Source organism: Haloferax sp. Atlit-12N (assembly GCF_003383095.1).
Lineage (GTDB): Archaea > Halobacteriota > Halobacteria > Halobacteriales > Haloferacaceae > Haloferax.
In genome coordinates this window covers 20,753-44,071 of record NZ_PSYW01000002.1, presented here as the reverse complement: position 1 = coordinate 44,071, position 23,319 = coordinate 20,753, and the positions used below count along the sequence as shown (strand labels likewise).

Here is a 23,319-nt window from a genome sequence, read left to right as displayed (position 1 = left end):
GTACGTAGTCGGAACCGAGGGGTGCGACTGCTGCCGGACTAGTCCGGTGGGATAAATACGGGCGGCGAGACGACCGCGACGAGACAAGCACGGCGAACACCACCGGCGGAGCGCGGGCTACTTCGCCAGCGAGACGCGGACGCCGTCGTCGCCCTCCGCGACATCGACGAGGCCGTCGGATTCGAGGTCGTCCACGAGGCCGCGAAGCCACTCCGACCCCGTGTCGCCGCCGTAATCGACGCGGACTCGCGGTCCCAACTCCGAGAGGCCGAGTTCGTCGTACTCGCCGAGAACCCTGACGACCCGGCCGCGGAACTGCCGCCTGCTCCCCTCGAAACTCGGCTGGGTCGGCACGTCGGGCGCGGTGAAGTCACCCGTCTCGTAGGCGTGACAGAACTGCCGCCACGGACAGCCGGACTCGTCGCACGTCGGTGTCTTCCCGCAGGCGACCCCACCGAGTTCCATGATGGCGTTGTTCCAGACGCGGGACTCGCCGTCGGGCATGAGTTCCGAGGCGGCGGCCTCGAACGCCGCGTCGTCGTCGGGGACCGCGAAGGCGCGGTGCAGCACCCGCTTGACGTTGGTATCGACCACCGCGTCGCCGTTGTTGAACGCGAAGGAGGCGACCGCGTTGGCGGTGTAGGGGCCGACGCCCATGAGTTCCGAGAGGCCGTCGGGCGTCCGGGGGAACTCGCCGCCGTGGTCCTCTTCGACCTGCCGGGCGGCCTCGTGGAGGTACTTCGCGCGGTTGTTGTACCCCAGTCGGTGATTCGTCCAGAAGCCGACCACGTCGGCGCGGTCGGCCGCCGCGAGGTCGGCCGTCGTCGGCCACTCGTCGAGGAACGCCTCCCACGCCTCGACCACGCGGCCGAGTTGGGTCTGCTGGCTCATCACCTCGGAGACGAGAATCTCGTAGGGGTCGTCGGTGCGCCGCCACGGGAAGTCCCGGTGGTCGGCCTCGTACCACTCGGTGAGCGCGGACTGGACTGCTTCGCGGTCGAGGTCTGCGGGGAGTTCGGACGGCGCGTCGCTCATCGCCCCGGCTTGGGACGGCCCGCGTTTAGCCGTGGCGATGCCGAACGGTTATCAGACGACCGTGTTTACGAGGTCCACTTCGTACGTGGTCCCCTCGTACTCGACGAGCGGGGCACCGTGACCGGTCGCGCTATTCTCCGATATCTCGTCGATTCGATCTTTGAGCGCGGCGAAGTCGTCGGAAAGCGGTTCGCATTCGTCTACCTCTCCGTCGATTGCGCGCTCGAACACCGCGCGCTCGCCGTCGGAGAGGTCGTCGAGGGGAACGACGAGTTCCTCGTGAACGAACGCGGCGAACGCCGCCCTGTCTTCGCCGACTTGTTCGAGCGTGTATCTGTTTGTCTCTTCTTCGACGGTTCGCGTCTCTCCGACGGTGACCTCGAACGAGCGCCCATCGTACCGTACCCAGACGGTTCCGGCGTCGGTGAGTCGAGAGTCGGCACCGTCGGGATAGACGTACGCGTATCCAGTTGCGAACCCTCGCGGGCCGTCGCCGTTCTCGAACTCTTTGCTCGGATACGCGGCGAGGAACGCCTCGCGGTCGGCCTTCGGGAGTTCATCGAAGTCGAAGACCGTCGCTCCGGTCGGCGGCGACTCGTTTCGGTCGTATTCGATTTCGACCTCGCGGGCGATGCGTTCTCGCGTCTCGATTCGCTCGCGTTCGACGCGGTAGTACGCGCCGTCGTGTTCGACGTAGTCGCCCGACTCGAGCGGGAAGTGGTCGTACGTACTGTACGTGGCCTCGCCCTCGCTGGCCGCAGTTGCGACGAGACGCGACACCGTCTCAGCGTGCTCGTGGAAGTCCTGGATGACGGTATCGACCAGTTCGGGGTCGGAGAGTGCCGTCGCTTCGAGCGAGTAGCTGGAGGTACAGCTATTGCCGGGGGTCCCACCGAGACAGCCCGAGAGAAGGGCCGAACCGACCACGAGGCCGCCGAGGAAGGACCGCCGAGAGAGTTCCGGGGACATGCGCGGAAATTGCCGAATCACCAGTAAGTGTCTTCTGTCGGGGAGCGCCAGTCGGCGGGCGGGAGGCACAGCGGACAGCTCCCGCGGTCGAAACGCGTATCCCCGTGACGGCCCCATCGCCGGGCGATGACGCTCGACGAACTCACAGACGACGTTGACGCGGCCTACGGAGACCTCGGCGATAGCCTAGACGTGTCGCTCGACCGCGAGACGCGACACGAACTCGCCATGCTCGTCGCCCTGTTCGACCCCGACGACGCGGACGAACTCGTCCGCCGGGCGGTCCACGCGCTGTTCCAGTCGGAACTCGACCGCGGCCAACTCGACTTCCACCTCCGGCAGGGCTACGACGTGACCTACGACGAGTACCTCGCAGGGATGACCTACGAGGAGATGACCGGGCAGTCGCAGGCCCCGCCGCGGGACGACGTGCGCCGCTACCAGATGTAACCGCGGGCGGACACCGAAACGTCGGGGGACGAAGCGCGCCCCGCAGTCGAGACGTAGCGACCCGACTCAGACGATTTCGGCTTCGATTTCGACGCCGTCGATGCGGCGGTAGCGGTGGGAGTCGTCGCCGTCGCGGACGACTTCGAACGCCCGGAGGAGCACCACCAGTCGCTCCTCGCCGAGGTTGGCGCGGAGGACGACGCCCTCGCCGGTGACGACCACGTACGGCGGAGACGCGACGGGCGGGGCGGCCATCGGTCGGCCGGTAGCCGTCACCGCGTCGGCGAGGGCCCGCGGCAGTCGGGAAAGCGCGCCGGAGCCGTCGAGCGCGCGCCTGAACGGCGGCATGACGCGCTCGCGGTCCGCCACCGAATCACCGTCCCACTCGGCGGCGACGGCGGTGGCGCATTGGCCGACGACGGTCAGCAGTCGCTCGTGTTCGTCGCGGAGCACGCGAGCGGCCTCCTCGGCGAGTCCGTCGTGAGATGTCACGTCAGTCACGAACCGAGGTGGGTCGCCACCGGATAAAAACCTCCGCGAGTGCGCCCGCTTCCCGGACGCTTTTTGCCGGCGCGGGCCGCCAGTACGCACATGGAACTCGCCGCCATCGAGGAACTCATCGAATCGCACATCGAGGACGCCGACGCGACGGTCTCGCGGCCCCGGACGGTCGACGAGAACCACGAGGACGACCACTACGCCGCCGTCGTCGTCTCGCCCGCCTTCGAGGGGAAGACGCTCGTCAAGCAGCACCAACTCGTCTACGACGCCCTCGGCGACCACATGACGACGGACATCCACGCGATGGAACTGAAGACGTACACGCCCAAGGAGTACGCGTCGCTGGAGGAGTGAGCACCGCCGCGACCGACGAACTGAGGAAAAGGGACCGGACCGAAAAGCGACCGACTGACTGAACCCGGCTGAAACCGGACGCCCGCTCAGAGGTTCGCTTCCGGCGCGTCGAGGTCGGCCGATTCTAACGACCGATTCTGGAGCGTCTCGCCGGTGGTCGCGTCGAACAGGTGAACCGCGTCCTCGGGGATGCGGGCGACGACGGACTCGCCGGCTTCGACCCGGCGCATGCCGCCAACGGTGGCGACGAAGCGGCGCTCGCCGCCGAGTTCGAGGTAGACCGCGTTCTCATTGCCCATCGGTTCGACCACGTCGACGGTCGTCTCGTAGGCGTGGTCCGCGGCCGCGTCGCCGATGACTTCGATGTCCTCGGGGCGGATGCCGAGCGTGACGCGCTCCGAGCCCTCGACTGCCTCCGCGGACTTCGCGGAGAGGTCGTAGGAGAAGGCGTCGCCGACGAGTTCGTCGCCCTGCACGTCCATCTCGAAGAAGTTCATCGACGGCTCACCGATGAAGCCCGCGACGAACCGGTTCGCCGGCCGGTGGTACGCCTCCAGCGGCGTGGCGACCTGCTGGAGTTCGCCGTCGTTGAGGATGGCGATTCGGTCGCCCATCGTCATCGCCTCCGTCTGGTCGTGGGTGACGTAGACGGTGGTGACGCCGAGGTCCTCCTGCAGGCGCTGGAGTTCGGTCCGCATCTGCGAGCGGAGTTTGGCGTCGAGGTTGGACAGCGGTTCGTCCATCAGGAACACCTCGGGGTCGCGCACGATTGCGCGCCCGAGGGCGACCCGCTGTTGCTGGCCGCCGGAGAGTTCGCCGGGCTTGCGGTCGAGCAGGTCGGCGATGCCGAGCATGGACGACGTCTCTTCGACGAGTTCGTCGATGTCGGCGTCGGCCATATCGGTCGACTCCTCCAGCCCGAAGCGCATGTTCCCACGGACGGTCATGTGGGGGTACAGCGCGTACGACTGGAACACCATCGCGATGTCCCGGTCGCGCGGCGGGCGGTTGTCCATCCGGTCGTCGCCGAGGCGAATCTCGCCCTCGGAGACGGTTTCCAGCCCCGCGATCATGCGGAGCGTGGTCGATTTGCCGCACCCCGAGGGACCGACGAGGACGAGGAACTCGCCGTCCTCGATGGTCACGGAGGCGTCGTCGACGGCGACGACTTTGGAGCCGCCGTCGTCGAAGAACTTCGATACGTGGTCGAGCGTGAGGTCAGCCATGGGTCTGTGTGCGTGTCGTGGTGGTCGTCTGCGATGCGACGAGAGGGGTGCGACGGCGGCGGCGGCCGACCGCGACGCGTGCGAGTCGGTTCATGTGTTGCCTGCGACCCCCTTCGCGAACTTGTCCCCGAACAGAACGTAGACGAGCAACGTCGGCAGGGCGGCGACGAACGCGCCGGCCATCTGCGTGTTGAACGTCTGGATGATGCCGCCGGTCAGTTCGTTGAGCGCGATGGTCGCCACCGCCGCGGGGCCGGACCCCGAGGGGATGATGATGAGCGCGAACAGCAGGTCGTTCCAGACCTGCGTGAACTGGTAGATGAGCGTCACCGCGAACATCGGCATCGAAAGCGGGAGCACGATGCGGCGGTAGACGGTGAACGCGCCTGCGCCGTCGAGGCGAGCGGCCTCCAGCATCTCCGTCGAGAGCTTCTTGTAGTAGCCTCGGAACAACAGCGTCGTGATGGGAATCCCGTACGCCGTGTGGGTGATGATGAGGTTGATGATGCTCGCGTAGTGCGGGTGGGTGGCGAGTTCGACCGTCCCGAGGACGGGCACCTGCGCCGAGAACACCGTGATGTCGAGAACCGGCGCGAGCAACTCCTGGGTGTCCACGATGGCCCAGAGCCGCGACAGCGGGATGAGAACCGCCTGGTACGGGATGAAGATGCCCGCAATGAACAGCGCGACGACGCCGAGTTGGCCGCGCCACTCGAAGTTCGTGAGGCCGTAGGCGGCGAAACTGCCGAACAGCGCCGACAGCACCGTCGCCGGCACGGCCAGCATGATGCTGTTGAGGATGGCCGACGACAGCGTGTCGAGGGCGACGCCGAACGGTTCGAGCGTGAAGCCCTCGACCGTCGGCGGCACGAACGGCGGCGACGTGGCGAACTCGGCTTCGGTCTTCAGCGCGGTCATCAGCCCCGATTCGAGGGGCGACAGGTAGAACGCCACCAGCCCGACGAGCGTCGCGTAGAGGGCGACGCGCAGCGGGTCGATGGCTTCGAGGTCGACGCCGACTCGCTCTGCGAGGTCGTCGCGGACGCTCATAGTTCACCCCGCCGGTACTCGCCGTAGAGGTACGGCGCGACCACGGTCAGTGCCACGAGGAACAGGATTACGGCGATTGCGGAGCCGTAGGCCCACTGGTTGGCGGAGAACGCCTGTCGGTACATCATCGTCGAGAGGATGTCCGCCGTCGGTCCGGGGTTGCTCCCGAACAGGACGTACAGGAAGTCGAACGCCTTGAGCGCGAACACCATGAGGACGACCGCGGCGCTCACTGTCGAGGCGCGGAGTTGCGGCAGGATGACCCGCCGGTACATCCGCAGGATGGACGCGCCGTCGACCCGCGCGGCCTCGTACTGGTCGTTCGGAATCGCGCGGAGCCCCGCGAGGTAGACGACCATCGCGTAGCCGCTGAACTGCCAGAGTAGCGCGAAGATGACCGCGAACAGCTTGAAGTAGAACGTGTCTGGGACGAGCGGTATCGCCCCGAGCGCGCCCGTGTCGATGCTGCCGGTGAGCCACTTCGACGCGACGAAGTCGAGGCCGATACTCCGCAGGAAGGCGTTGATGAGCCCCGAATCGAAGTTGTACATCCACCGCCAGAACACCGCCGTCACGACGAACGACAGGCTGAACGGCAGGAGGTAGATGGTGCGGAACCAGTTTTCGAACCGGATGCCGCGGTCGACGAGGATGGCGAGGCCGAGCCCCCCGGCCAGCGAGAGGCCGGTAAACGAGATGAGGAGCACGAACGTGTTCCGGGTGGCGATCCAGAACTGGCCGTCCGAGAAGGCCCGCCGGTACATCTCCAGGTCGAACGTCGAGGGGTCGTACGTCGGCAGTGTGAGCCCGCCGAAGTCGGTGAAGGAGATGACGATGTTCCAGCTGATAGCGCCGTAGACGAAAAAGCCCATCAGCAGGAACGGCGGGAGCCAAAACGGCGCGGAGCGGACCGCGTCACTCTCGCGGAGCGACGACAGCGCCGACCCGAGGTCGGAGCCGCCCCCGGCCGTTTCGTTCCCCGCGGCGGCCGTCCCGCCGTCGGTTCGAACCGGCTGGCCGTCGTCTCGCAGACGGTCCAGGAGTCGCTTGAGGATGTGTGATGACATAATCGGAAATGGGGGAGTGTTCCCTTACTGGAACGCCGACTGGATGGCGCTGTAGGCCGCCTCCACGTCGTAGCTGGAGATGAACGAGGCCATCGCGTCCTCGAACGCGGTGAGCGCGTCGGGGGCGACGGCGAGGCCGTGCTGAATCGACAGCGGCTGAGCCTCGGAGTTGGAGAAGTCGTCCATCTGGTTCTGGAGGAACGGCCCGAAGGCGTCCTGCGGCACGTCGGTCCGCGGCGGGATGGAGCCCTTCTTCGGGTTGAACCGCTCTTGGGCGTCGACCGAGCCGACGTAGCGGAGGAACGCCTTCGTCGCCTCGGGCGACGGGTTGTTCGTCGGCATCGGGAACGAGTCCATGTTGAGCGAGTAGAGTCCCTCAGTGCCCGGGAACGCGACGTGGTCCCAGTTGGTCTCGTACTCGAAGTCGTCCTGTGCGCGGTACATTCCGGCCGCCCAGTCGCCCTGGTGGAAGAACGCCGCGTCGCCCGAGATGACCTTCGAGTTGGCGTCCTGCCACGAGATGGAACCGGCGTCGTTCGGGTAGTACTCGGAGTACTGCTTGACGATGTCGAGCGAGTCGCGGACGGCGTCCGCGTTGGCTTCGACGTTGCCGGCGGTCACGTCGGCGTACACGTCTGCGCCGTACTCGCCGAGGAGCACCTGCGCCCAGAGCTGGCCGGTCGACCACGCGGAGTTCGTCTGCTGAGCCATCCCGACGTAGCCCGCCTCTTCGACGGTCGCCATCGCGTCCACGAGGGCGCTCGGCGAGTCGATGTTCGCGGGGTCGACGCCCGCGTCTTCGACGACCTCGACGTTGTAAAAGAGGTTGTTGAGACGGTGGATGTTCAGCGGGACCGAAACGTAGTTACCGGCCGGCTGAGCCGCCTCTTGGGGGCCGTCGAGGTAGGCGTTCTTCATGTCGTTGTGGCCCCAGACGGACTCCTCGATGTCCTCCAGTTTGTCGGCGTCCGTGAAGGGCTGGAGGTTCGCGCCGGGCCACGCCTGCCACGTGCTCGGCGGGTCGTTGTTCAGGATGCGCTTTTTGATGACCGCGCGGAGGTTCTGGCCAGCGCCGCCCGCGACGGGGTTCTCCGTGAGTTCGATGTCCGGGTACTGCTCGTTGAAGCCTTCGAGGAGCGCCTGCGCCGCGGCACCGCCGTCGCCGCCGGTCCACCAGTGCTGCACTTCGAGCGCGTTGTACTCCGTCGAGGAGTCGGAGTCGTCACCGCTCGTCTCCTCGGTGCTCTCGGAGTCGCCGGAACCGTCCGTGGACTCCGTCGTCGACTCTCCGCCGCCGCCGGTACAGCCCGCGAGGAAGGTCGCGGCTCCGGCACCGCCGGCGAGTTTGAGATACGTGCGTCGAGAAACGTCGTCCGAATCGGGTGTGTCAGTCATGATTGTTGGTCCGTGACAAGTCCAGCCAATGAATTTTACACGATTTACTTAAGACTTTCCAAATCAACAATTCGAAATCGAGTAAATTTTTTTGTCATCAGATAACTGTCTAGTCAGAATCGAAAGACTGCATCCACTTACAGAGACGATTAATAATTATTCAAACATGAGTTAATTTTCATGAACGAGAGTCGGGCGCACGGACCAATGGATTTTACCCCCTGCCAAAACGACCCCCGAGCCATGGGCGACGATGATTATCGAATCGAGCGGGACAGTCTCGGCGAGATGGAAGTTCCTGTCGACGCCTACTGGGGCGCACAGACCCAGCGGGCGGTCGAGAACTTCCCCATCTCCGGTATCACCTTCGGGCGGCGCTTCGTCCGCGCGCTCGGCGTAGTGAAGAAGGCCGCCGCGCAGGCCAACCGCGACCTCGGCATGATAGACGAGGACGTCGCGGCCGCCATCGTCGAGGCCGCCGACGAGGTCATCGCCGGCGAACTCGACGACCAGTTCCCCGTCGACGTGTTCCAGACCGGTTCCGGGACCTCCTCGAACATGAACGCCAACGAGGTCATCGCCAACCGCGCCGCGGAGATTATGGGCGAGGGCATCGGCGACCGCGTCGTCCACCCGAACGACCACGTCAACTTCGGTCAGTCCTCGAACGACGTGATTCCGACCGCCATGCACGTCGCCTCCCTCGAAGCCGTCGAGAAGGACCTCCTCCCCGCGCTGGAGACGCTCGCCGAGGCGCTCGGCGACAAGGAAGACGAGTTCGACGGCGTCGTCAAGACCGGCCGCACCCACCTGCAGGACGCCACGCCCGTCCGCCTCGGACAGGAGTTCGGCGGCTACCGCACGCAGGTCGAAAAGGGCGTCCGCCGCGTCGAGAACGTGCGCGAGCACCTCGGCGAACTCGCGCTCGGCGGCACCGCGGTCGGCACGGGGCTGAACACGCACCCCGAGTTCCCGGCGAAGGCCGCGGAGTACATGTCCGAGGAGACCGGTGTCGAGTTCCGCGAGGCCGACAACCACTTCGAGGCGCAGGCGGCCCACGACGCGATGAGCGAGGCCCACGGCGCGCTCCGCACGGTCGCCGGCTCCCTCAACAAAATCGCCAACGACCTCCGCCTGCTCGCGTCCGGCCCGCGCAACGGGCTCGGCGAACTCGAACAGCCGGAGAACCAGCCCGGCTCCTCCATCATGCCCGGCAAGATCAACCCGGTCGTCGCGGAGGCCGTCAATCAGGTCCACAAGCAGGTCGTCGGCAACGACGCCGCCGTCTCCGCCGGTGCCGCCGAGGGCCAAATCGACCTCAACCTCTACAAGCCCGTCCTCGCGCACAACTTCCTCGAATCGGCGAAACTGCTGGCGAACTCCTCCGAGGTGTTCGCCGAGCGCTTCGTCGCCAAGCTCGAAGCCAACGAGGAACACTGCGAGACGCGGGTCGAGCAGTCGATGGCGCTGGCGACGGCGCTCAACCCCGCAATCGGTTACGACAAGGCCTCGAAGGTCGCCAAGAAGGCGCTTGCGGACGGGAAGAGCGTCCGGCAGGTCGCCGTCGACGAAGGCTACCTCACTGAGGAGGAAGCCGACGAGGTGCTCGACCCCGAAAAGATGACCCATCGCGGTATTCTCGGCGACGACTGAGCCCGCCCAAAAAACAGTCCATTTTTTGATACATCGGGGCGACCGGGAAAGTTCCCCGATTCGAGTCGCGCGCTCGACGATTTCGGTCAGTTCAGACACAGAGACGGTTATATTTACTCGTCTCGCGGTAGCAATCGCACTCCAGCGACGCCGTGACAATCACTCCCGGGAGAAGAACTGTCACGAAATCTCTAAAATCGGTATTTTGAAGCCTGATTTTGACGATTATACCAGTATGGCCGGACTGCAACAGCAGCGGGCCCGCGGGCGAGACATGTTGGAGTGTCGAGGTTGTGGGGCCGTATTCCCGGAGGGACGAGCGACGAACGACGGGTGGACGTACGTCTGTCCCGAGTGTGAACAGGTCGAAGGTATCGGCGAGGGGCTTCGTCGCCTCTGACGGCAGACTGAATCCTTTTTTACTCCCCCCGAACGCAGGGAGTACCAATGACCGAGTACGACTACGACTACGAGGACCTCGGCCTCGTGGCTGGGCTGGAGATTCACCAGCAACTCGACACCGAGACGAAGCTGTTCTGCGGGTGCCCGACCGACCTCCGCGAGCCCGACGAGGCGGCGCGCACGTTCACGCGCTTCCTCCATCCGACCAAGAGCGAACTGGGTGAACTCGACGACGCCGCGCTCGAAGAGAGCCGCGTCGAACGCGAGTTCGAGTACCTCGCCTACGACTCGACCTGTCTGGTCGAAGAGGACGACGAGCCGCCGCACGAACTCGACCACGAGGCGCGGACGGTCGCCATGCAGATCGCCGAACTGCTCGACATGAACGTCGTCGACGAGGCGCACGTCATGCGCAAACTCGTCATCGACGGCTCGAACACCTCGGGCTTCCAGCGCTCGTCTCTCATCGCGCAGGAAGGCGAGATTCAGACCAGCGACGGCCCCGTCTCCGTCGTGGACCTCATGCTCGAAGAGGAGTCCGCCCAGCGCGTCGAAGAGCGCGACGACGGCGTTCTCTACAGTATCGACCGCCTCGGTATCCCGCTCGTCGAAATCGGCACCGGGCCGGACATCTCCTCACCCGAGCAGGCCCGCGAGGCGGCCCAGACCATCGGCATGCTCCTGCGCTCGACGGGCAAGGTCAAACGCGGCCTCGGCACCATCCGGCAGGACGTGAACGTCTCCATCGCCGACGGCGCGCGCGTCGAAATCAAGGGCGTGCAGGCGCTCGACCAAATCGACGAAATCGTCCGCTTCGAGGTCGGTCGACAGGCCGAACTCGTCGAGATTCGCGACGAACTCCAGTCGCGCGACGCGTCCGTTGGCGACGTGGCCGACGTGACCGGCGTGTTCGAGGACTCGGACTCCGGCGTCATCCGCGGCGCGCTGGACGCCGGCGGGAAGGTCACGGCCGTCCCCCTGTACGGCTTCGACGGCCTCGTCGGCCGCGAACTCCAGCCCGACCGCCGCCTCGGTACCGAACTCTCCGACCACGCCAAGCGCCACGGCGCGGGTGGCATCTTCCACACCGACGAACTCCCGGCCTACGGCGTCACCGAGGCCGAGGTCGAGGCGCTCCGCGAGGCGGTCGACGCCGGTCCCGAGGACGCGGTCGCCATCGTCGCCGACGACCCCGAGACGGCCGACCTCGCCATCGACGCGGTCGCCGAGCGCGCCGAAGTCGCCATCGAGGAGGTCCCCGAGGAGACCCGCGGTGCTAACGACGACGGCACGACGCGCTACCTCCGACCGCTCCCCGGCGCGGCCCGGATGTACCCCGAGACGGACGTGCTCACCGTTGACCTCGACCCGAGCGACGTGGAGACGCCCGAACTCCTGACCGAGAAGGTCGACCGCTACCAAGCCGAGTTCGGCCTTGACGCCGGTCTCGCAGAACAAGTCGCCTACGGCCGGAAGATGCCGCTGTTCGAAGAAGCGGTGGACGCCGGCATCGACGCGACGTTCGCGGCGGGCCTGCTCGAATCGACGCTGACCGAACTCCGCCGCGACGACGTGGCCGTCTCCGAACTCACCGACGACCACCTGCTCGCGGTCATGCATCTCGTCGAGGACGGCGACCTCGCCAAGGAGGGCGTCAACGACGTGCTCGCCACCATCGCCGAGAACCCGAGCCTCACGGCCGAGGAGGCCGTCGAGGAGGCCGGCCTCTCCGGCGTCTCCGAAGGCGAGGTCCGCGAGGCCATCGCCGAGGTCGTCGAGCGCAACGCCGACCAGGTCGAACAGCAGGGCATGGGCGCGTTCTCGGCGCTCATGGGCGAGGCGATGGGCGCGCTCCGCGGCAAGGCCGACGGCGGCGTCGTCAGCGACGTGCTCCGCGAGGAGATTCAAAAGCGGGCCTGAGTCGGTCCTCTCGTCTCGATGCGGCCCGGCCACCCACCGGCGGTCGGCTAGCTCTCGAAAATCTATTACTTCTCCCGTTTCCGAACGAATCGAACATCCACGCCCAATATTTGCCAGGATAATCTGACAATGAGTGCATAACTATAGTGGATTTCAAATATATACTGAGTGGGTGCAATCAAAGATGACCACACCGTCGGTGGGGCGACGAACAGTGCTGCGGCTAACCGGAGGGCTGCTGGCGATGGGCGGACTGAGTTCGCCGCCGCCGAGAAAGGCCGGTACGGAAACGGGAACGGTATCGGGGCGTTCCTGAACGAGAAGGCGCAGTTCAAGTCGATGCCCATCTGGAGCACCGGCATCGCGAACAAGCGAGGGATGGAGACAGTCGAAGTGAAAGTCGGCGTGATGACACCGCTCGACCTGCCGGCGGGGCTGGTCCCGCCGGACGTGGAGGTCGAGGGACCGTTCAAATACGCGCCACACGCGGTCAAGGTCTCGACCGGGACGACCGTCAAGTGGGTGTGGACCGAGAACCCGTTCACCCTCGTCGACCCGGACAACCCGTGGCCGCACGACGTGGCGTCGGTCGACATGGTGAACGGCGACCACCTCTTCCACAGTCCGTTCATGGGAACGGGGTCTTACGAATACACGTTCGACGAACCGGGAACCTACCTCTACTACTGCCACCCGCACGGCAACCCCTTCCCGGACAGCCCCGAAGAGGACAACATCTTCGGAATGCGCGGGGCGGTTCTCGTCGTCGACGACTAATCGAATCGCGGTTCCCTTCTTTTCGAGTCCGACCCCGGCGTCTCCCGGGGCACCTCACGTCGCCGAGCGCCCGCTATCGCGGACGAACCGCCGCCACCCCCACCGACCCGCGTACTCGACGCCGGCCGCGACGAGGAGAAGAACCAACAGCGCCGGCCCGACGAAGAGGAACATCCCGAGCGCGTCCGTCTCGCCGCGGACGTGGAGGAACGCCCACCAGACGAGTTCCGTGATTCCGAACAGGCCAACGAGCGGCGCGACCAGCCCGCGGCGAGCGAACAGCAGGGCCGAAACGACGACGAACCCGGCGAGCACGAGGAACGAGAACCCGAGGAAGCCAGCCGCGGTCACTGGGTCCTCGACGAAGCCCGAGGGGAACGCGTCGGTGGCGAGTCGCGCCGCGGTCCAGACGGCGAGCGTGGCGAGGGCGTAGCCGCCGCCGAGGAGTGCGGGCGTCAGGAAGCTTCGGGCGCTCCGAGCGCGCGTCGCGTAGACGACGCCGACGGTGCCGAGCGCGGCGGCGACGGCGACGACGTGGGTGAGAAGCCAGTTACCGAGCACCGGGTCGGGCGAGCCGGGCATCTCACCGCACCTCGATTCGCGTCATCGACTCGTCGGCCATGGCGGCCAGTCGCTCGACGCGCTCGTCGGTCGAGGGGTGGGTCGAAAGCAGGTCAGACACCGGGTCTTCGACCTCGACTTCGCCGTACACCCACAGCGGCGAGAGACCGAACCTCGGCCGGGCGGCCCGCTCTAACTTCCGCAGGGCCGATGCGAGCGCCATCGGCTTGCCCGTCACCTCGGCGGCCCGCGCGTCGGCCGCGAACTCCCGCTTTCGCGACTGCGACCGGACGAACACGGTGAGGCCGAAGCCGAACAGGCCGACGAACTCGTCCAGTCGGAGGCGAATCCGCCCGGCGAGCGTCTCGTGCCACGACCCCGGCCGGCCGCGCATCCACGCCGAACCGAGGGCGACGCCCGTCGTCAGGAACGTCACGGGCGAGACGAACAGGTAGCCGACGCCGACGACCGTCTGGAGGACGCTCGCCACGAGCGACTGGACCAGCCCGTCCTTCCGTTCGAGGTGCGCGAGTTCGTGCGCGAGGAGCGCCTCGAACTCGTCGGCGTCGAGGAGGCGGAACAGCGTGGCGTCGAAGACGACCACGTCGCGGCCCATCGGGTCGAGCGCCATCGCGTTCGGCGCGGAGAAACGCGCGAGCTTCAGCGTCGGCGGGTCGAGGTCCATCCGCTCGGCGAGGCGGTCGCGCAGGCGGTGGACCGACGGCGACTCCGCGGGCGACATGTCCCGCGCGTCGAGCTGGCTGAGCAGTCGCACCGTTCCGAAGCGGAAGCTCAGGTAGCCGAGGACGACGGCGACTGCGACGCCGACGACGGCGGCGGTCAGGGGGTCAGGGCGGAGCCGCCAGAGCGTCACCACCGCGAACGCGCTGAGCGCGCTGAGCGAGAGGTAGAACGCGAGGACGACGACGCCGACGGCGACCATCGGGAGGCGAGAGCGGCGCGGGGACGATGCCATCTCGCGTGAAGGTAGGGCGTCGGGTCGCAAAAGCTGTCTGGCGCGTTGGGGGAACGAACTCGTCGAGCGCTGCCGGACGAGCGCGCCGCCCGGACCGCCGGCACCGCTACTTTCTCCACGGGGCCGGCCGAAGGGGAGTCATGCAGTTCTTCGAGGATTTCGCGGTCGGCGACACCCACGAGTTCGGCGAGTACGACGTGACCGAATCGGAGATTCTGGCGTTCGCCGAGCAGTACGACCCGCAGTGGTTCCACACCGACCCGGAGCGCGCCGAGTCCGAGTCGATGTACGGTGGCGTCATCGCCAGCGGCTGGCACACCACGTCGATGACGATGCGCCTGCTCGTGGACGGCTTCCTCGCCGACTCGGCGTCCCTCGGCGCGAAGGGCGTCGACGAACTTCGCTGGTGGAAGCCGGTGTACCCGGGCGACACGCTCGTCGTGGAAAACGAGGTGTTGGAGACGACCGCCGAGACCGACAGTCGCGGCCTCGTGGAGATTCGGACGACGACCCGCGCCGAGCGCGAGTCGGGCGAGGTGGAGAAGGTCTGTTCGTTCGTGAGCTACGTGATGTTCGCCCGGCGAGACGGCGCTGCGGAGTAGCGCCGACGCGTCAGTTCTCGTCGTCGCGGAAGCGGTCCGGGTCGCGGACTGCCTCGGCGGCGCGGCGGAACACGCCCGTCAGCGTCGCGGCCTCGCGCTCGGTCGGGTGGGCGCGGCCGAGCAGTCGGCGCATCATCCGCGAGGTCTTGGTCCGCTTGTGTTCGCGGTAGTCCACGGCGTCGAGCAACTCGTCGAAAAATCGGTAGACGACCTCGATTTCGTCTTCGGAGGCGCGCTCGCGCTCCACGTCCGGGAGTTGTGTCTCCTCGACGGTAAACCGGCGAAGCTCGTACATGAGAAGCGTCGCCGCCTGCCCGAGGTTGAGCACGGGATAGCGGTCGTCGGCGGGGATACAACAGACCTCGTCGAGCATGGCCAACTCCTCGTTGTCGAGGCCGGTTCCCTCGCGGCCGAAGACGAGCGCGGTCTTCGTCTCCACCGACTCCAGCGAGTCGGCGATTTCGACCGGCGTCTTGAACGGGTAGCGGATGTGCCGGGTGGAGTCCTCGTGGGAGACCGCGGTCGTCCCGATGGTGTGGAACTCCTCGACGACCTCCTCCAGGGTCGTCTCGGTGGCGTTCGGGAGCACGTCCTCGCGGGCGTGGCCGGCGAAGCCGTAGGCCTCGCCGTCAGGGTCCAGCTCCGGCGGGTCGACGAGGCGGAGGTCGTAGATGCCGAAGTTCTTCATCGCCCGCGCGATGGTCCCGACGTTGCCGGGCGTCTCGGGTTCGACGACGACGACGACGAACTCGCGGTCCCCGGCGGCACCGGCGTCTGGGTCGTCGCTCATTTCGTCGGGTAGTCCGTGTCGAGGTCGACGCCGTCGAGGTCGTCTTCGGTCAGGGGCGTCACGTCCTCGTCGTCCGCGCCGGGGCCGTAGTCGCGGAGGTTGATGCGCTCGCCCTCGACGAAGTTCTCCTCCAGCCGGCGCTGAATCTCGTTCGCGTCCGGCGGCGACGGCAGTTCGTCGGGGTCGGTGTCGACGTACTCCAGTCCGCCGTAGCCGTCGGGGGCGCGGCCGTCGGCGGCGAACCACTCGTGGAAGGCGTCGGCGAACACCGCGTCGCCGACGAGGTCGCGGCCGTCCTCCTCGCGGAACCAGTAGAGGAAGTCCGGTTCGTGCTGCTCGCAGAGGAGCACTTCCTCACGGGGCTCGCCGTAGACGATGGACGCCTGTCGGCAGTTCTGAATCTCCTCGTCGCCGTGGACCAGATAGCAGGCGTCGCACGGTTCCTCGACGAGCGAGACGAGGCGCATGAGTCGCTCCCGCGGGTCCTCAGGAATCTCGTCGAGCGGTTTGAACTCGCCCTCGTCGGTGAATATCTCGGACTCTTCGAACCGCCATCCGCGGAGTCCGACGCTGACCTTCGCCATGGTCCGAGGTAGCCGAGCGGCGGATAAAAATGGCGTGATGCCGGTCAGCCGTCCGCGAGGAGCGTGTCCAGCCGGTCGAGGTTGGCCGCCGCCGTCTCCTCTGTAACGGGCACGTAACCGACGACCGCCGGCTCCGACGTGGACCGTTCGAGGTAGTACCGGACGAACGCGGCGACCTCCGGCCGCGACAGCGCCTCGCGGGCGACGTAGATGTACAAGGGCCGTGAGAGCGTGTCGTAGGCCCCGTTCTTCGCGTTCGCGGGCGACGGGAGGACGCACCCGTCGGCCTCGGAAATCGGGACCGCCCGGACGGCGTCGCGGTTCTGGAGGTAGTACGCGAGGCCGAAGTAGCCCATCGCGTACGGCGAGTCGCCGACGGTCTTGGCGATGACCGTGTCCTGTTCGGTCGTGAGGTGGTCCGTCCGCTGGACCGCGCTCGGGAGGACGGCGTCCGAAAAGTAGTCGAACGTGCCCGAGGCCGTGGTCGGGCCGGCGAGGCGAATCGGCTCGTCGGGCCACTCGGGTCGCACGTCGCTCCACGACGAGGCCCCACCGACGCGCCATATCTCGGCGAGTTCGGAGAGCGTGAGGCAATCGGCCCAGTCGGCGTCGGGATTGACGACGACGGAGATGGCGTCGGTGGCGATGCGGAACTCCACCGGCTCGACACCGACGGTCGCGCAGGCGTCGCGCTCGTCCGTCTCGATGGCCCTGCTCGCGTCGTTCACGACGGTTCGACCCGGACAGAAGAAGTCGGCGAATCCCCCGCCGGTCCCCGTCGAGGTGACGGAGACCGTCACGTCTGGGTGCGCGTCCGAGAACGACTTGCCGAGCGAGAGCGTCAGCGGGTAGACCGTACTACTACCGGCGATGGCGATACGCCCCGAGAGCGCGTCGTCGTCTGTCGTCTCGGTCGCCGTCGCGGTCGAACCCGGCCGCGACCCGACGCTCCCGAGACAGCCCGCGAGTCCGACTGCCCCGGCCGCCCCGAGCGCGCCGAGGAACCCGCGCCGGCTCGGTCCGTCCCCGTCTCGACAAGGTGGCATCACGGTCGGTTGTTTCTCGGGTCTGGTCATGGTGGTTGCTAAGTGGGATATATAGTCACACGAGGGAGACGGCGTCGTCGGCACCGCCGCCGACGCACTCGACATCGCTGATTTCGAACCGCGCGCCGCCGGTCACCGACTCGCAGAGCGTGAGGTCCCAGCCGTGAGCGTCGGCGACCTGCAGGACGATGGGGAGGCCGAAACCGGTCCCGCCGCCGGCGCGATTCGTCGTGTACCCCGGTTCGAGCACGCTCGCCCGGTCGGCCTCCGGGATGCCGGGGCCGTCGTCTTCGACGTAGAAGCCGGGAGCGTCCCCGAGCGCGCCGACGGTGACGGTCACCCCGTCGCAGTCGCCGTGTTCCACGGCGTCACCAGACGCAGTCTGGTTGCCCGTCGAGCCGTGCTCGACGGCGTCGTCGGATGAAATCCGACTGCCCGTGGAACCGTGTTCCACGGCGTTCCGAAAGAGGTTCTCGAAGACGTGGGCCGCGAGGTCTGGGTCGGCGGCGAACCGGGCGTTCTCCTCGACGACGAGCGTGGCGTCCCGCGTCTTCACGTGCCCCCACGCCCGCTGGGCCGCGTCGGACAGCGCGACCGGGAGCGTGTCTTCGACCCGCCGCTGGAGCGCCAACACGAGCGCGTCGTCGATGATAGCGTCGATGCGGTCGAGCGATTCGACGAGCGGTTCGACGTGGTCGCTTTCGGTCTCGTCGGCGAGGAGTTCCGCCCGGCCGACCGCGACGTTGAGGGGGTTTCGAAGGTCGTGCGAAAGCACGTTCGAGACGGTTCGGAGCTGTTCGTTTCGCTCTTGAACGTCGGCCATCATCTCGTTGAACGACCGAGCGACCTCGGCCATCGCCTCGCTCTCTTCGTCGGGGTCGATTCGCTCCGCGAGGTCGCCGTCGGCGCAGGCCCGCATCACCTCGCCGTAGGCCTCCGCGGTCCGTTCGAGGTGGCGGCGGCGGCGCTCGGAGGCCTCCTTTTCGGCCCACGCCTCCTGTCTCGCCGCCTCGGCCTGTTCGCGGGCGCGCTCGGCTTCGAGAATCTGGTCGCGAAGCGAGACTCGCATCACGTCGAACGCCTCGTAGAGGTCACCGAACTCGTCCTCGCGGTCGCGGTCGATGGACACGTCGAGGTTGCCGTCGGTGAGTTCCCGCGCGTTCGACCCGAGGGTCTGGACCGCGTCGACGGTGTCCCGTCCGATGGTGGCCGCCAGCAGCGCCGCCCCCGCGCCGACGACGAACAGGGTCGCGAGTATCTGTGTGAGGATGTCCGTCCGGAGGGCGTACGCCTCGCCCGTGGGGACGCGTGAGGTGACGACCCAGTCGTGGGCCTCCATCCGGGCGAACCCGACCTCGGTCTTCGAGTCGCCGAGTGACTGGCCGGAGACGAACCCGGACGACGCGTCGTACCGGGTCGTTTCGAGCGCGTCGGTCTCCAACAGCCGCGACTCGTCCTCCGCGAGGACGACTGTCCCCGCCGCGTCGACGACGACGAACCGGCCGGCGTCGATGTCGTGGAGATGCGTCTCTGAGATGTCTCGGAGGTTCGCCACGGCGATGACGGCCCGGTTCGGCCGGTCAGGAATCGTCGTCGCGAAGAGGACGACGGGCGCGGCCCCCTCGGAGGGGCGGAACGGGTCCGAGACGACCACGTCGCCGTGGGACTGCTGGGCGAGCGCGGTGAACTCCTGTCGGCCGTAGTACGTCGTCACCGACTCGGCCGAGGCGACGCTGGCGCTCCCCGTGCTCGTGAGGACCGTCTCGTTTCTCGTGTCGATGTAGTACGCGGCGCCGATGTCGCGGTCGCGTTCGACCACCGACCACAGATAGAGGTTGATGTCGCGGTCGTCGCCGGACTGGAACGCCGCGGACTCCGATATCGACCGCATCTGCACCTCCATCCGCGTGAGCCACTCGTCGAGGTTCTGGGCTTGAATCTCGGCGTTCGTCACGAGGCCGTCGCGCGTCTCCTCGCCGATGACCTCGTTGGCGTGGAGGTACGAGTAGCCGCCGACGGCAGCGATGGCGAGCGTGACGAGTCCGAGCGCGAGCGCGAACTTCACCGCGTACCGCTTCCTGACGAGCCGCGGAAGGAGTCGTCGCGTCACGGCCGGCCGAACCTCCGGTCTGTCATCCGAGGTCGGGGGTCACCCCCTCGAACCCGTCTTCGAGCAGCTCCGCGCGGGCCGCGTCGGCGCGGGCCTCCGCGTCGTCGACCGCAGCGGTGAGTTCGCGGTACGACGCCGAGTTTTCGAGCGTCTCGCGGTCGCAGGAGGCCTCCAACACGGCCCGCTTGCGGGCGAGCGCGAAGTACGCTCGGAGCTGGTCGTTGTACGACCCGCGGACCACGAGCGAGCGGACGGCGCGCCTGACGTCCCGTTTGCCGACCGGCTTGACGAGGTAGTCGTCGAACGGCATCTCGACGATGTCGGTGTCGGGCTCGACGCCGGTCACCATCACGACCGGGAAGTCGTGGTCGCGCGCCCGGAGTTCGGACAGCACCTCGTCGCCGGTGCCGCCGGGCATGTGCCTATCGAGCATCGCGGCGTCGAACGGCTCGTCGGCGACGAGTTCCAACGCTTCCTCCGCGCTCGACGCCGTTCTGACGTGGTAGTCGTCGGCGAGCCACGCCTCGTACAGCGTCGTCAGGGACGGTTCGTCGTCAACGGCGAGTATCGTCGGGAGTCCGTCGCCAGTCATAATCGGTGGGTGGGTGGGTGGGTGGGTGCGCCCGGTTGGCACCCGGTTGGGTGTAGCGTCCAGAGAGCGCTATTAAGCGGTTGCTATGAGCCCTCAATAGGTCTCTGTCCCCGTGTCTCTCGGTTCGTACTCGCCGACTCGACGCGTCTTCCGCGACCGGTCGGCATATGTTCGTGTGGTCCAACCGGCGGGTATGCGAACCGTCGATGCGGCAGGACTCGAAATCGGCGACGACCACCCGCCCCGAATCATGGGTGTGCTGAACGTCTCCAAGGAGTCCCCGTACAAGCCGAGCGTGTTCAACGACCCGAGCGAGGCCGCCGAGTACGTCGACCGCGAACTCATCGACGAGGGGGCCGACATCGTCGACGTCGGCCTCGAATCGGCGAACAAGCGCCTCGACGTGCTGTCTGCCGAAGACGAACTCGACCGGCTCGACACGGCGCTTTCGGTCCTCGACAGCGTCTCCGGCGACGCCGTCTTCTCCATCGAGACGCGCTACCACGAGGTCGCGGAGGCGGCGCTCGACGGCGGCTTCGACATGGTCAACGACATCTGCGGCTTCGCCGACCCGGAGATGCCCCGCGTCTGCGAGGAGTTCGACGCCGCCGTCGCCAAGATGGCCAGCCCCCCGGACCTCACCCGCCCCGGCGCAATAGAGGAAGTTGACGACATCTACGACGCCCTCGAACTGAACGGCTTCACCGACAAGACCATCGTCGACCCCGCCTTCGGCGGCTGGTCGGAGGCGAAGACGCTCGAACACGACCGCGAGACGTTCGACCGCCTGCGGGAGTTCCGCGGCTACGGCTACCCCATCTTGGTCTCCATCAACCGCAAGAACTTCCTCCGCGACGTTGCCGGCCGCTCGACTGAGGAAGCGCTGCCCGTCAGCCTCGCCGCCACTTCGATGGCAGTCGAACGCGGCGCGCACATCGTGCGGACCCACGACGTGAAAGAGACCCGCGACGCCGCCCTCATCGGCCACGAGTTCAAGCGCCGTCGCGTCCGCGAACCCGGTGACGTGTCCGTCGAGGAACTCGACGTGACGACACCCGACGAGGCCGCCAGACACCTCGACCGCGTCGGCGCGAACCGCGAGGTCGCCGCCGAGAGCGTCACGCGCGTCTTCGAACTGGAGGGGCTCGGCCCCGACGACCGGGAGTCCCTCGCCGCTGCGGCCGGCGATGCGGGAGCCGTCCTCGCCGCCGGTGACACCGGTGCGCTTCTGGTCGGGAGTCCCGCCGCACTCGCCCGGGTTTCGACCCTCGTCACGGACGCCTCAGATGCCCTCGAAGCCGCTTTAGAGACCGTCGGTCGGGCGACGAACTAACCGGTACGCTATCTCGTACCAGACACGTCTATTCGTCTGACGTTCGGCAGACGTTGACCGTTCTACTAAGAGAAAACTTATACCATCCGACTCTAAAACGGTCCTGTGGACGCCGGAAGGGCACGCGGGTAGGGGTACACGAGTGCCATTCCGGCCCATACAGTTACATTCTGAGCGACAGCTACACCATGGATTTCACCACGTGGGAACCCGTCTACGAACGGATTCTCGATGATTTCGGCTTCGAACGAACCGGCGACGAGCGCGCCAGAGACGCGCTCGCCGACCTCGTGAGTCCCTTCGACCGCGACCGACTGGACTGGGCGGGCGCGACTGTCGCCGTCTGCGGGGCGGCCCCGACGCTCGACGACGAACTCGACCGACTCGACGACCCCGATGTGGACGTGGTCGTCGCCGCCTCCACCGCCGCCGACGCGGTCCGAGCCGCCGGATTCGACCTCGATTTGATGGTGACCGACCTCGACAAGAACCCCGAGACGGCGGTCGAACTGACCGAATCCGGCGTGCCCGTCGCGGCCCACGCCCACGGCGACAACCTCCCCGCGGTCCGCGAGTGGGTGCCGCGATTCGACGCCGACTACGTCCTCGGGACGACGCAGGCGGCCCCGGTCAGCCCCGTCGTCAACTGGGGCGGCTTCACCGACGGCGACCGAGCGGCCTTCATCGCCGACGAACTCGGGGCGAAACGGCTCGTCTTCGCCGGGTGGGACTTCGACGACCCGGCCGTGGACGCGATGAAAGCACGGAAACTCCGGTGGGCCGAGCGTCTGCTCCGGTGGCTCGAACGACGCCGCGGAGAGCGCTTTTCGGTTCTCGACGGCCGGCGCGACGGCATCGACTCGCTCCCCTGAACGTCCCGTTCTCACGCCCGCTCGTCGGTGTGGTCCCGCCTGTCGGCGCGGCGTTCCTCACGCTCGCGCTTCGCTTACCGCGTGTTCTGCGGGTGTACACCGGCACCCTCGTCGGACCCGGACTGTTCGGCCGCCGACTCCTCGACCACGCCGTCGAACAGCGAGGCGTCGCACCCGCGGCAGGTCGCCGAGACGCGTCGCTTCGTCCGCTCGCTGTCGGGCCGTGCAACCCGTTCGCTCTCGACCGCGACTGCACCGTCGCAGGTCGGGCACGTTCGGAGACACAACCGAAGGGCGCCGAGGACGCGGTTCCGGTCCGCCGTCGGGAGCCGCCACCACTCAGGGTAGTACCGGCGGAACGTCGCGACCGCCGTGAGGTCGGCGACGAACGCGGCGCGAGAGTCCCACTGGCCGACGGTTCCGCGGTCGAGCCGCGCGAACAGCCCCCGCTCGTTCCACCCCATCTCGATTCTGTCCGGGTCGACACCGAGGAGCCCCGCGAGGGCCTCGCGGTCGCGGCTTCTGCCCTCGGTTTCGAGCATGCGGTCGCGCCAGTCCTCGGCGAACCGCGGCGACAGCGAGAGGTTGTCGTCCGCGTCGGTCGCGAAGACGCCCGCGCCGTGCAGCGCGGCGGCGAGGTCGACGCGGCCGTCGAGTGAGAGCGGCGGCGAGGGACGCGCCGACGGGAGCATCGGCGGCGACGGCGAGGTCGGCGAGAGTTCGGCGAACGCGAAGCCGAAGACGACCAAGGGCGGAAGTACGCCGAGGAACACGCCGTAGGGAACCCAGACGAGCCAGCCGAGCGTCCCGCAGACGAACGTCAAGAGGAGGAGCGGAAACACGAGTGGAGAACGGAGACGCGGCTGTCGGACCGCGGAGTCAGGAAGGAAGCGATGCCCGGACATACCAGAACCGTGGGTACGACGCGGTATAGGTATGAACCGGGTACACCAGATAGCAAGAACGTAAACGTGCTCCCGTCCCGGAATTCGGTCGATAACATCACATTACCCGAGACAGTCGCGCCAACCCGAGGGTCGGCCATCGTACCATA

At 67.2% G+C, this 23,319-nt stretch carries 24 protein-coding genes; 9 read left to right on the top strand and 15 right to left on the bottom strand.

What is annotated here, in order from left to right; translation table 11 throughout:
* Positions 1-117: 117 nt before the first annotated feature.
* Positions 118-1,035, bottom strand: a complete 918-nt coding sequence (locus tag C5B90_RS08425; protein ID WP_115880710.1) for an A/G-specific adenine glycosylase — start codon at positions 1,033-1,035, stop codon at positions 118-120.
* 51 nt (positions 1,036-1,086) lie between these two features.
* Entirely contained in the window at positions 1,087-2,004 is a 918-nt protein-coding gene (locus C5B90_RS08420) for a hypothetical protein (RefSeq protein WP_115880708.1), read from the bottom strand.
* 126 nt (positions 2,005-2,130) lie between these two features.
* Here C5B90_RS08420 and C5B90_RS08415 point away from each other — a divergent pair, with 126 nt between their 5' ends.
* Positions 2,131-2,454, top strand: coding sequence for a hypothetical protein (locus tag C5B90_RS08415; protein WP_004969267.1), 324 nt, complete (start codon positions 2,131-2,133; stop codon positions 2,452-2,454).
* 66 nt (positions 2,455-2,520) lie between these two features.
* Here the strand turns inward: C5B90_RS08415 and C5B90_RS08410 are convergent, their stop codons facing one another.
* A complete protein-coding gene (locus C5B90_RS08410) occupies positions 2,521-2,955 on the bottom strand; it encodes a hypothetical protein (RefSeq protein WP_115880706.1) in 435 nt (144 codons plus the stop codon).
* A gap of 90 nt (positions 2,956-3,045) precedes the next feature.
* On the opposite strand from C5B90_RS08410, the gene C5B90_RS08405 reads away from it, so the two are divergent.
* Entirely contained in the window at positions 3,046-3,309 is a 264-nt protein-coding gene (locus tag C5B90_RS08405) for a BolA family protein (protein WP_115880704.1), read from the top strand.
* Positions 3,310-3,395: 86 nt separating this feature from the next.
* Here the strand turns inward: C5B90_RS08405 and C5B90_RS08400 are convergent, their stop codons facing one another.
* The 4 genes from C5B90_RS08400 to C5B90_RS08385 form a co-directional block, all read right to left on the bottom strand.
* Positions 3,396-4,535, bottom strand: a complete 1,140-nt coding sequence (locus tag C5B90_RS08400) for an ABC transporter ATP-binding protein (RefSeq protein WP_115880702.1) — start codon at positions 4,533-4,535, stop codon at positions 3,396-3,398.
* A 90-nt stretch (positions 4,536-4,625) separates the two neighbouring features.
* On the bottom strand, positions 4,626-5,585 hold the full coding sequence (locus C5B90_RS08395; protein ID WP_115880700.1) for a carbohydrate ABC transporter permease: 960 nt from the start codon (positions 5,583-5,585) through the stop codon (positions 4,626-4,628).
* Entirely contained in the window at positions 5,582-6,652 is a 1,071-nt protein-coding gene (locus tag C5B90_RS08390; RefSeq protein WP_115880698.1) for a carbohydrate ABC transporter permease, read from the bottom strand. Before C5B90_RS08390 ends, C5B90_RS08395 begins: the two co-directional genes overlap by 4 nt.
* Positions 6,653-6,676: 24 nt before the next feature.
* Entirely contained in the window at positions 6,677-8,047 is a 1,371-nt protein-coding gene (locus C5B90_RS08385) for an ABC transporter substrate-binding protein (RefSeq protein WP_115880696.1), read from the bottom strand.
* A 243-nt stretch (positions 8,048-8,290) separates the two neighbouring features.
* Between C5B90_RS08385 and C5B90_RS08380 the strand changes: the two genes are divergently transcribed.
* From C5B90_RS08380 to C5B90_RS08370, 4 genes are all read left to right on the top strand, one after another.
* Entirely contained in the window at positions 8,291-9,700 is a 1,410-nt protein-coding gene (locus tag C5B90_RS08380) for a class II fumarate hydratase (protein ID WP_115880694.1), read from the top strand.
* Positions 9,701-9,935: 235 nt separating this feature from the next.
* The gene (locus C5B90_RS21260) at positions 9,936-10,100 is read left to right on the top strand and encodes an HVO_2901 family zinc finger protein (RefSeq protein ID WP_013035362.1); all 165 of its coding nucleotides are present in this window, start codon (positions 9,936-9,938) and stop codon (positions 10,098-10,100) included.
* Between the two features lie 47 nt (positions 10,101-10,147).
* Complete coding sequence (gene gatE / locus C5B90_RS08375) at positions 10,148-12,022, top strand: Glu-tRNA(Gln) amidotransferase subunit GatE (RefSeq protein ID WP_115880692.1); 1,875 nt, start codon at positions 10,148-10,150, stop codon at positions 12,020-12,022.
* A 168-nt stretch (positions 12,023-12,190) separates the two neighbouring features.
* Entirely contained in the window at positions 12,191-12,799 is a 609-nt protein-coding gene (locus C5B90_RS08370) for a plastocyanin/azurin family copper-binding protein (RefSeq protein WP_115880690.1), read from the top strand.
* A gap of 54 nt (positions 12,800-12,853) precedes the next feature.
* Here C5B90_RS08370 and C5B90_RS08365 read toward each other — a convergent pair whose 3' ends face one another.
* Entirely contained in the window at positions 12,854-13,381 is a 528-nt protein-coding gene (locus C5B90_RS08365; RefSeq protein WP_115880689.1) for a hypothetical protein, read from the bottom strand.
* A 1-nt stretch (position 13,382) separates the two neighbouring features.
* A complete protein-coding gene (locus tag C5B90_RS08360; RefSeq protein WP_115882452.1) occupies positions 13,383-14,303 on the bottom strand; it encodes a M48 family metallopeptidase in 921 nt (306 codons plus the stop codon).
* Positions 14,304-14,476: 173 nt separating this feature from the next.
* Here C5B90_RS08360 and C5B90_RS08355 point away from each other — a divergent pair, with 173 nt between their 5' ends.
* On the top strand, positions 14,477-14,938 hold the full coding sequence (locus C5B90_RS08355; protein WP_115880687.1) for a MaoC family dehydratase: 462 nt from the start codon (positions 14,477-14,479) through the stop codon (positions 14,936-14,938).
* 10 nt (positions 14,939-14,948) lie between these two features.
* On the opposite strand, the gene C5B90_RS08350 is transcribed toward C5B90_RS08355, so the two are convergent.
* Genes C5B90_RS08350 through C5B90_RS08330 form a run of 5 tightly spaced genes read right to left on the bottom strand, consistent with a single transcriptional unit; the run spans position 14,949 to position 20,060 of the window.
* On the bottom strand, positions 14,949-15,728 hold the full coding sequence (locus C5B90_RS08350; protein WP_115880685.1) for an RNA methyltransferase: 780 nt from the start codon (positions 15,726-15,728) through the stop codon (positions 14,949-14,951).
* Entirely contained in the window at positions 15,725-16,312 is a 588-nt protein-coding gene (locus C5B90_RS08345; protein WP_115880683.1) for a hypothetical protein, read from the bottom strand. Before C5B90_RS08345 ends, C5B90_RS08350 begins: the two co-directional genes overlap by 4 nt.
* A gap of 44 nt (positions 16,313-16,356) precedes the next feature.
* Complete coding sequence (locus tag C5B90_RS08340; RefSeq protein WP_115882450.1) at positions 16,357-17,358, bottom strand: PstS family phosphate ABC transporter substrate-binding protein; 1,002 nt, start codon at positions 17,356-17,358, stop codon at positions 16,357-16,359.
* 55 nt (positions 17,359-17,413) lie between these two features.
* Positions 17,414-19,468, bottom strand: coding sequence for an ATP-binding protein (locus C5B90_RS08335; protein WP_115880681.1), 2,055 nt, complete (start codon positions 19,466-19,468; stop codon positions 17,414-17,416).
* A 22-nt stretch (positions 19,469-19,490) separates the two neighbouring features.
* Entirely contained in the window at positions 19,491-20,060 is a 570-nt protein-coding gene (locus C5B90_RS08330) for a response regulator (RefSeq protein WP_115880679.1), read from the bottom strand.
* A 193-nt stretch (positions 20,061-20,253) separates the two neighbouring features.
* Here C5B90_RS08330 and folP point away from each other — a divergent pair, with 193 nt between their 5' ends.
* Both folP and C5B90_RS08320 read left to right on the top strand, forming a co-directional pair.
* Positions 20,254-21,393 (top strand): dihydropteroate synthase, encoded by a 1,140-nt coding sequence (gene folP, locus C5B90_RS08325; protein WP_115882448.1) that lies wholly within the window; start codon positions 20,254-20,256, stop codon positions 21,391-21,393.
* Between the two features lie 188 nt (positions 21,394-21,581).
* Complete coding sequence (locus C5B90_RS08320; protein ID WP_115880677.1) at positions 21,582-22,265, top strand: 6-hydroxymethylpterin diphosphokinase MptE-like protein; 684 nt, start codon at positions 21,582-21,584, stop codon at positions 22,263-22,265.
* Positions 22,266-22,339: 74 nt separating this feature from the next.
* Here C5B90_RS08320 and C5B90_RS08315 read toward each other — a convergent pair whose 3' ends face one another.
* On the bottom strand, positions 22,340-23,107 hold the full coding sequence (locus C5B90_RS08315; RefSeq protein ID WP_115880675.1) for a hypothetical protein: 768 nt from the start codon (positions 23,105-23,107) through the stop codon (positions 22,340-22,342).
* Positions 23,108-23,319 lie beyond the last annotated feature (212 nt).

Excerpts from the sequence above, each read along its gene's own strand:
- C5B90_RS08425 (WP_115880710.1), bottom strand. The coding sequence starts at position 1,035 with ATGAGCGACGCGCCGTCCGAACTCCCCGCAGACCTCGACCGCGAAGCA.
- C5B90_RS08420 (WP_115880708.1), bottom strand. The coding sequence starts at position 2,004 with ATGTCCCCGGAACTCTCTCGGCGGTCCTTCCTCGGCGGCCTCGTGGTC.
- C5B90_RS08415 (WP_004969267.1), top strand. The coding sequence starts at position 2,131 with ATGACGCTCGACGAACTCACAGACGACGTTGACGCGGCCTACGGAGAC.
- C5B90_RS08405 (WP_115880704.1), top strand. The coding sequence starts at position 3,046 with ATGGAACTCGCCGCCATCGAGGAACTCATCGAATCGCACATCGAGGAC.
- C5B90_RS08400 (WP_115880702.1), bottom strand. The coding sequence starts at position 4,535 with ATGGCTGACCTCACGCTCGACCACGTATCGAAGTTCTTCGACGACGGC.
- C5B90_RS08395 (WP_115880700.1), bottom strand. The coding sequence starts at position 5,585 with ATGAGCGTCCGCGACGACCTCGCAGAGCGAGTCGGCGTCGACCTCGAA.
- C5B90_RS08390 (WP_115880698.1), bottom strand. The coding sequence starts at position 6,652 with ATGTCATCACACATCCTCAAGCGACTCCTGGACCGTCTGCGAGACGAC.
- C5B90_RS08385 (WP_115880696.1), bottom strand. The coding sequence starts at position 8,047 with ATGACTGACACACCCGATTCGGACGACGTTTCTCGACGCACGTATCTC.
- C5B90_RS08380 (WP_115880694.1), top strand. The coding sequence starts at position 8,291 with ATGGGCGACGATGATTATCGAATCGAGCGGGACAGTCTCGGCGAGATG.
- C5B90_RS21260 (WP_013035362.1), top strand. The coding sequence starts at position 9,936 with ATGGCCGGACTGCAACAGCAGCGGGCCCGCGGGCGAGACATGTTGGAG.
- gatE (WP_115880692.1), top strand. The coding sequence starts at position 10,148 with ATGACCGAGTACGACTACGACTACGAGGACCTCGGCCTCGTGGCTGGG.
- C5B90_RS08365 (WP_115880689.1), bottom strand. The coding sequence starts at position 13,381 with ATGCCCGGCTCGCCCGACCCGGTGCTCGGTAACTGGCTTCTCACCCAC.
- C5B90_RS08360 (WP_115882452.1), bottom strand. The coding sequence starts at position 14,303 with ATGGTCGCCGTCGGCGTCGTCGTCCTCGCGTTCTACCTCTCGCTCAGC.
- C5B90_RS08355 (WP_115880687.1), top strand. The coding sequence starts at position 14,477 with ATGCAGTTCTTCGAGGATTTCGCGGTCGGCGACACCCACGAGTTCGGC.
- C5B90_RS08350 (WP_115880685.1), bottom strand. The coding sequence starts at position 15,728 with ATGAGCGACGACCCAGACGCCGGTGCCGCCGGGGACCGCGAGTTCGTC.
- C5B90_RS08345 (WP_115880683.1), bottom strand. The coding sequence starts at position 16,312 with ATGGCGAAGGTCAGCGTCGGACTCCGCGGATGGCGGTTCGAAGAGTCC.
- C5B90_RS08340 (WP_115882450.1), bottom strand. The coding sequence starts at position 17,358 with ATGCCACCTTGTCGAGACGGGGACGGACCGAGCCGGCGCGGGTTCCTC.
- C5B90_RS08330 (WP_115880679.1), bottom strand. The coding sequence starts at position 20,060 with ATGACTGGCGACGGACTCCCGACGATACTCGCCGTTGACGACGAACCG.
- folP (WP_115882448.1), top strand. The coding sequence starts at position 20,254 with ATGCGAACCGTCGATGCGGCAGGACTCGAAATCGGCGACGACCACCCG.
- C5B90_RS08320 (WP_115880677.1), top strand. The coding sequence starts at position 21,582 with ATGGATTTCACCACGTGGGAACCCGTCTACGAACGGATTCTCGATGAT.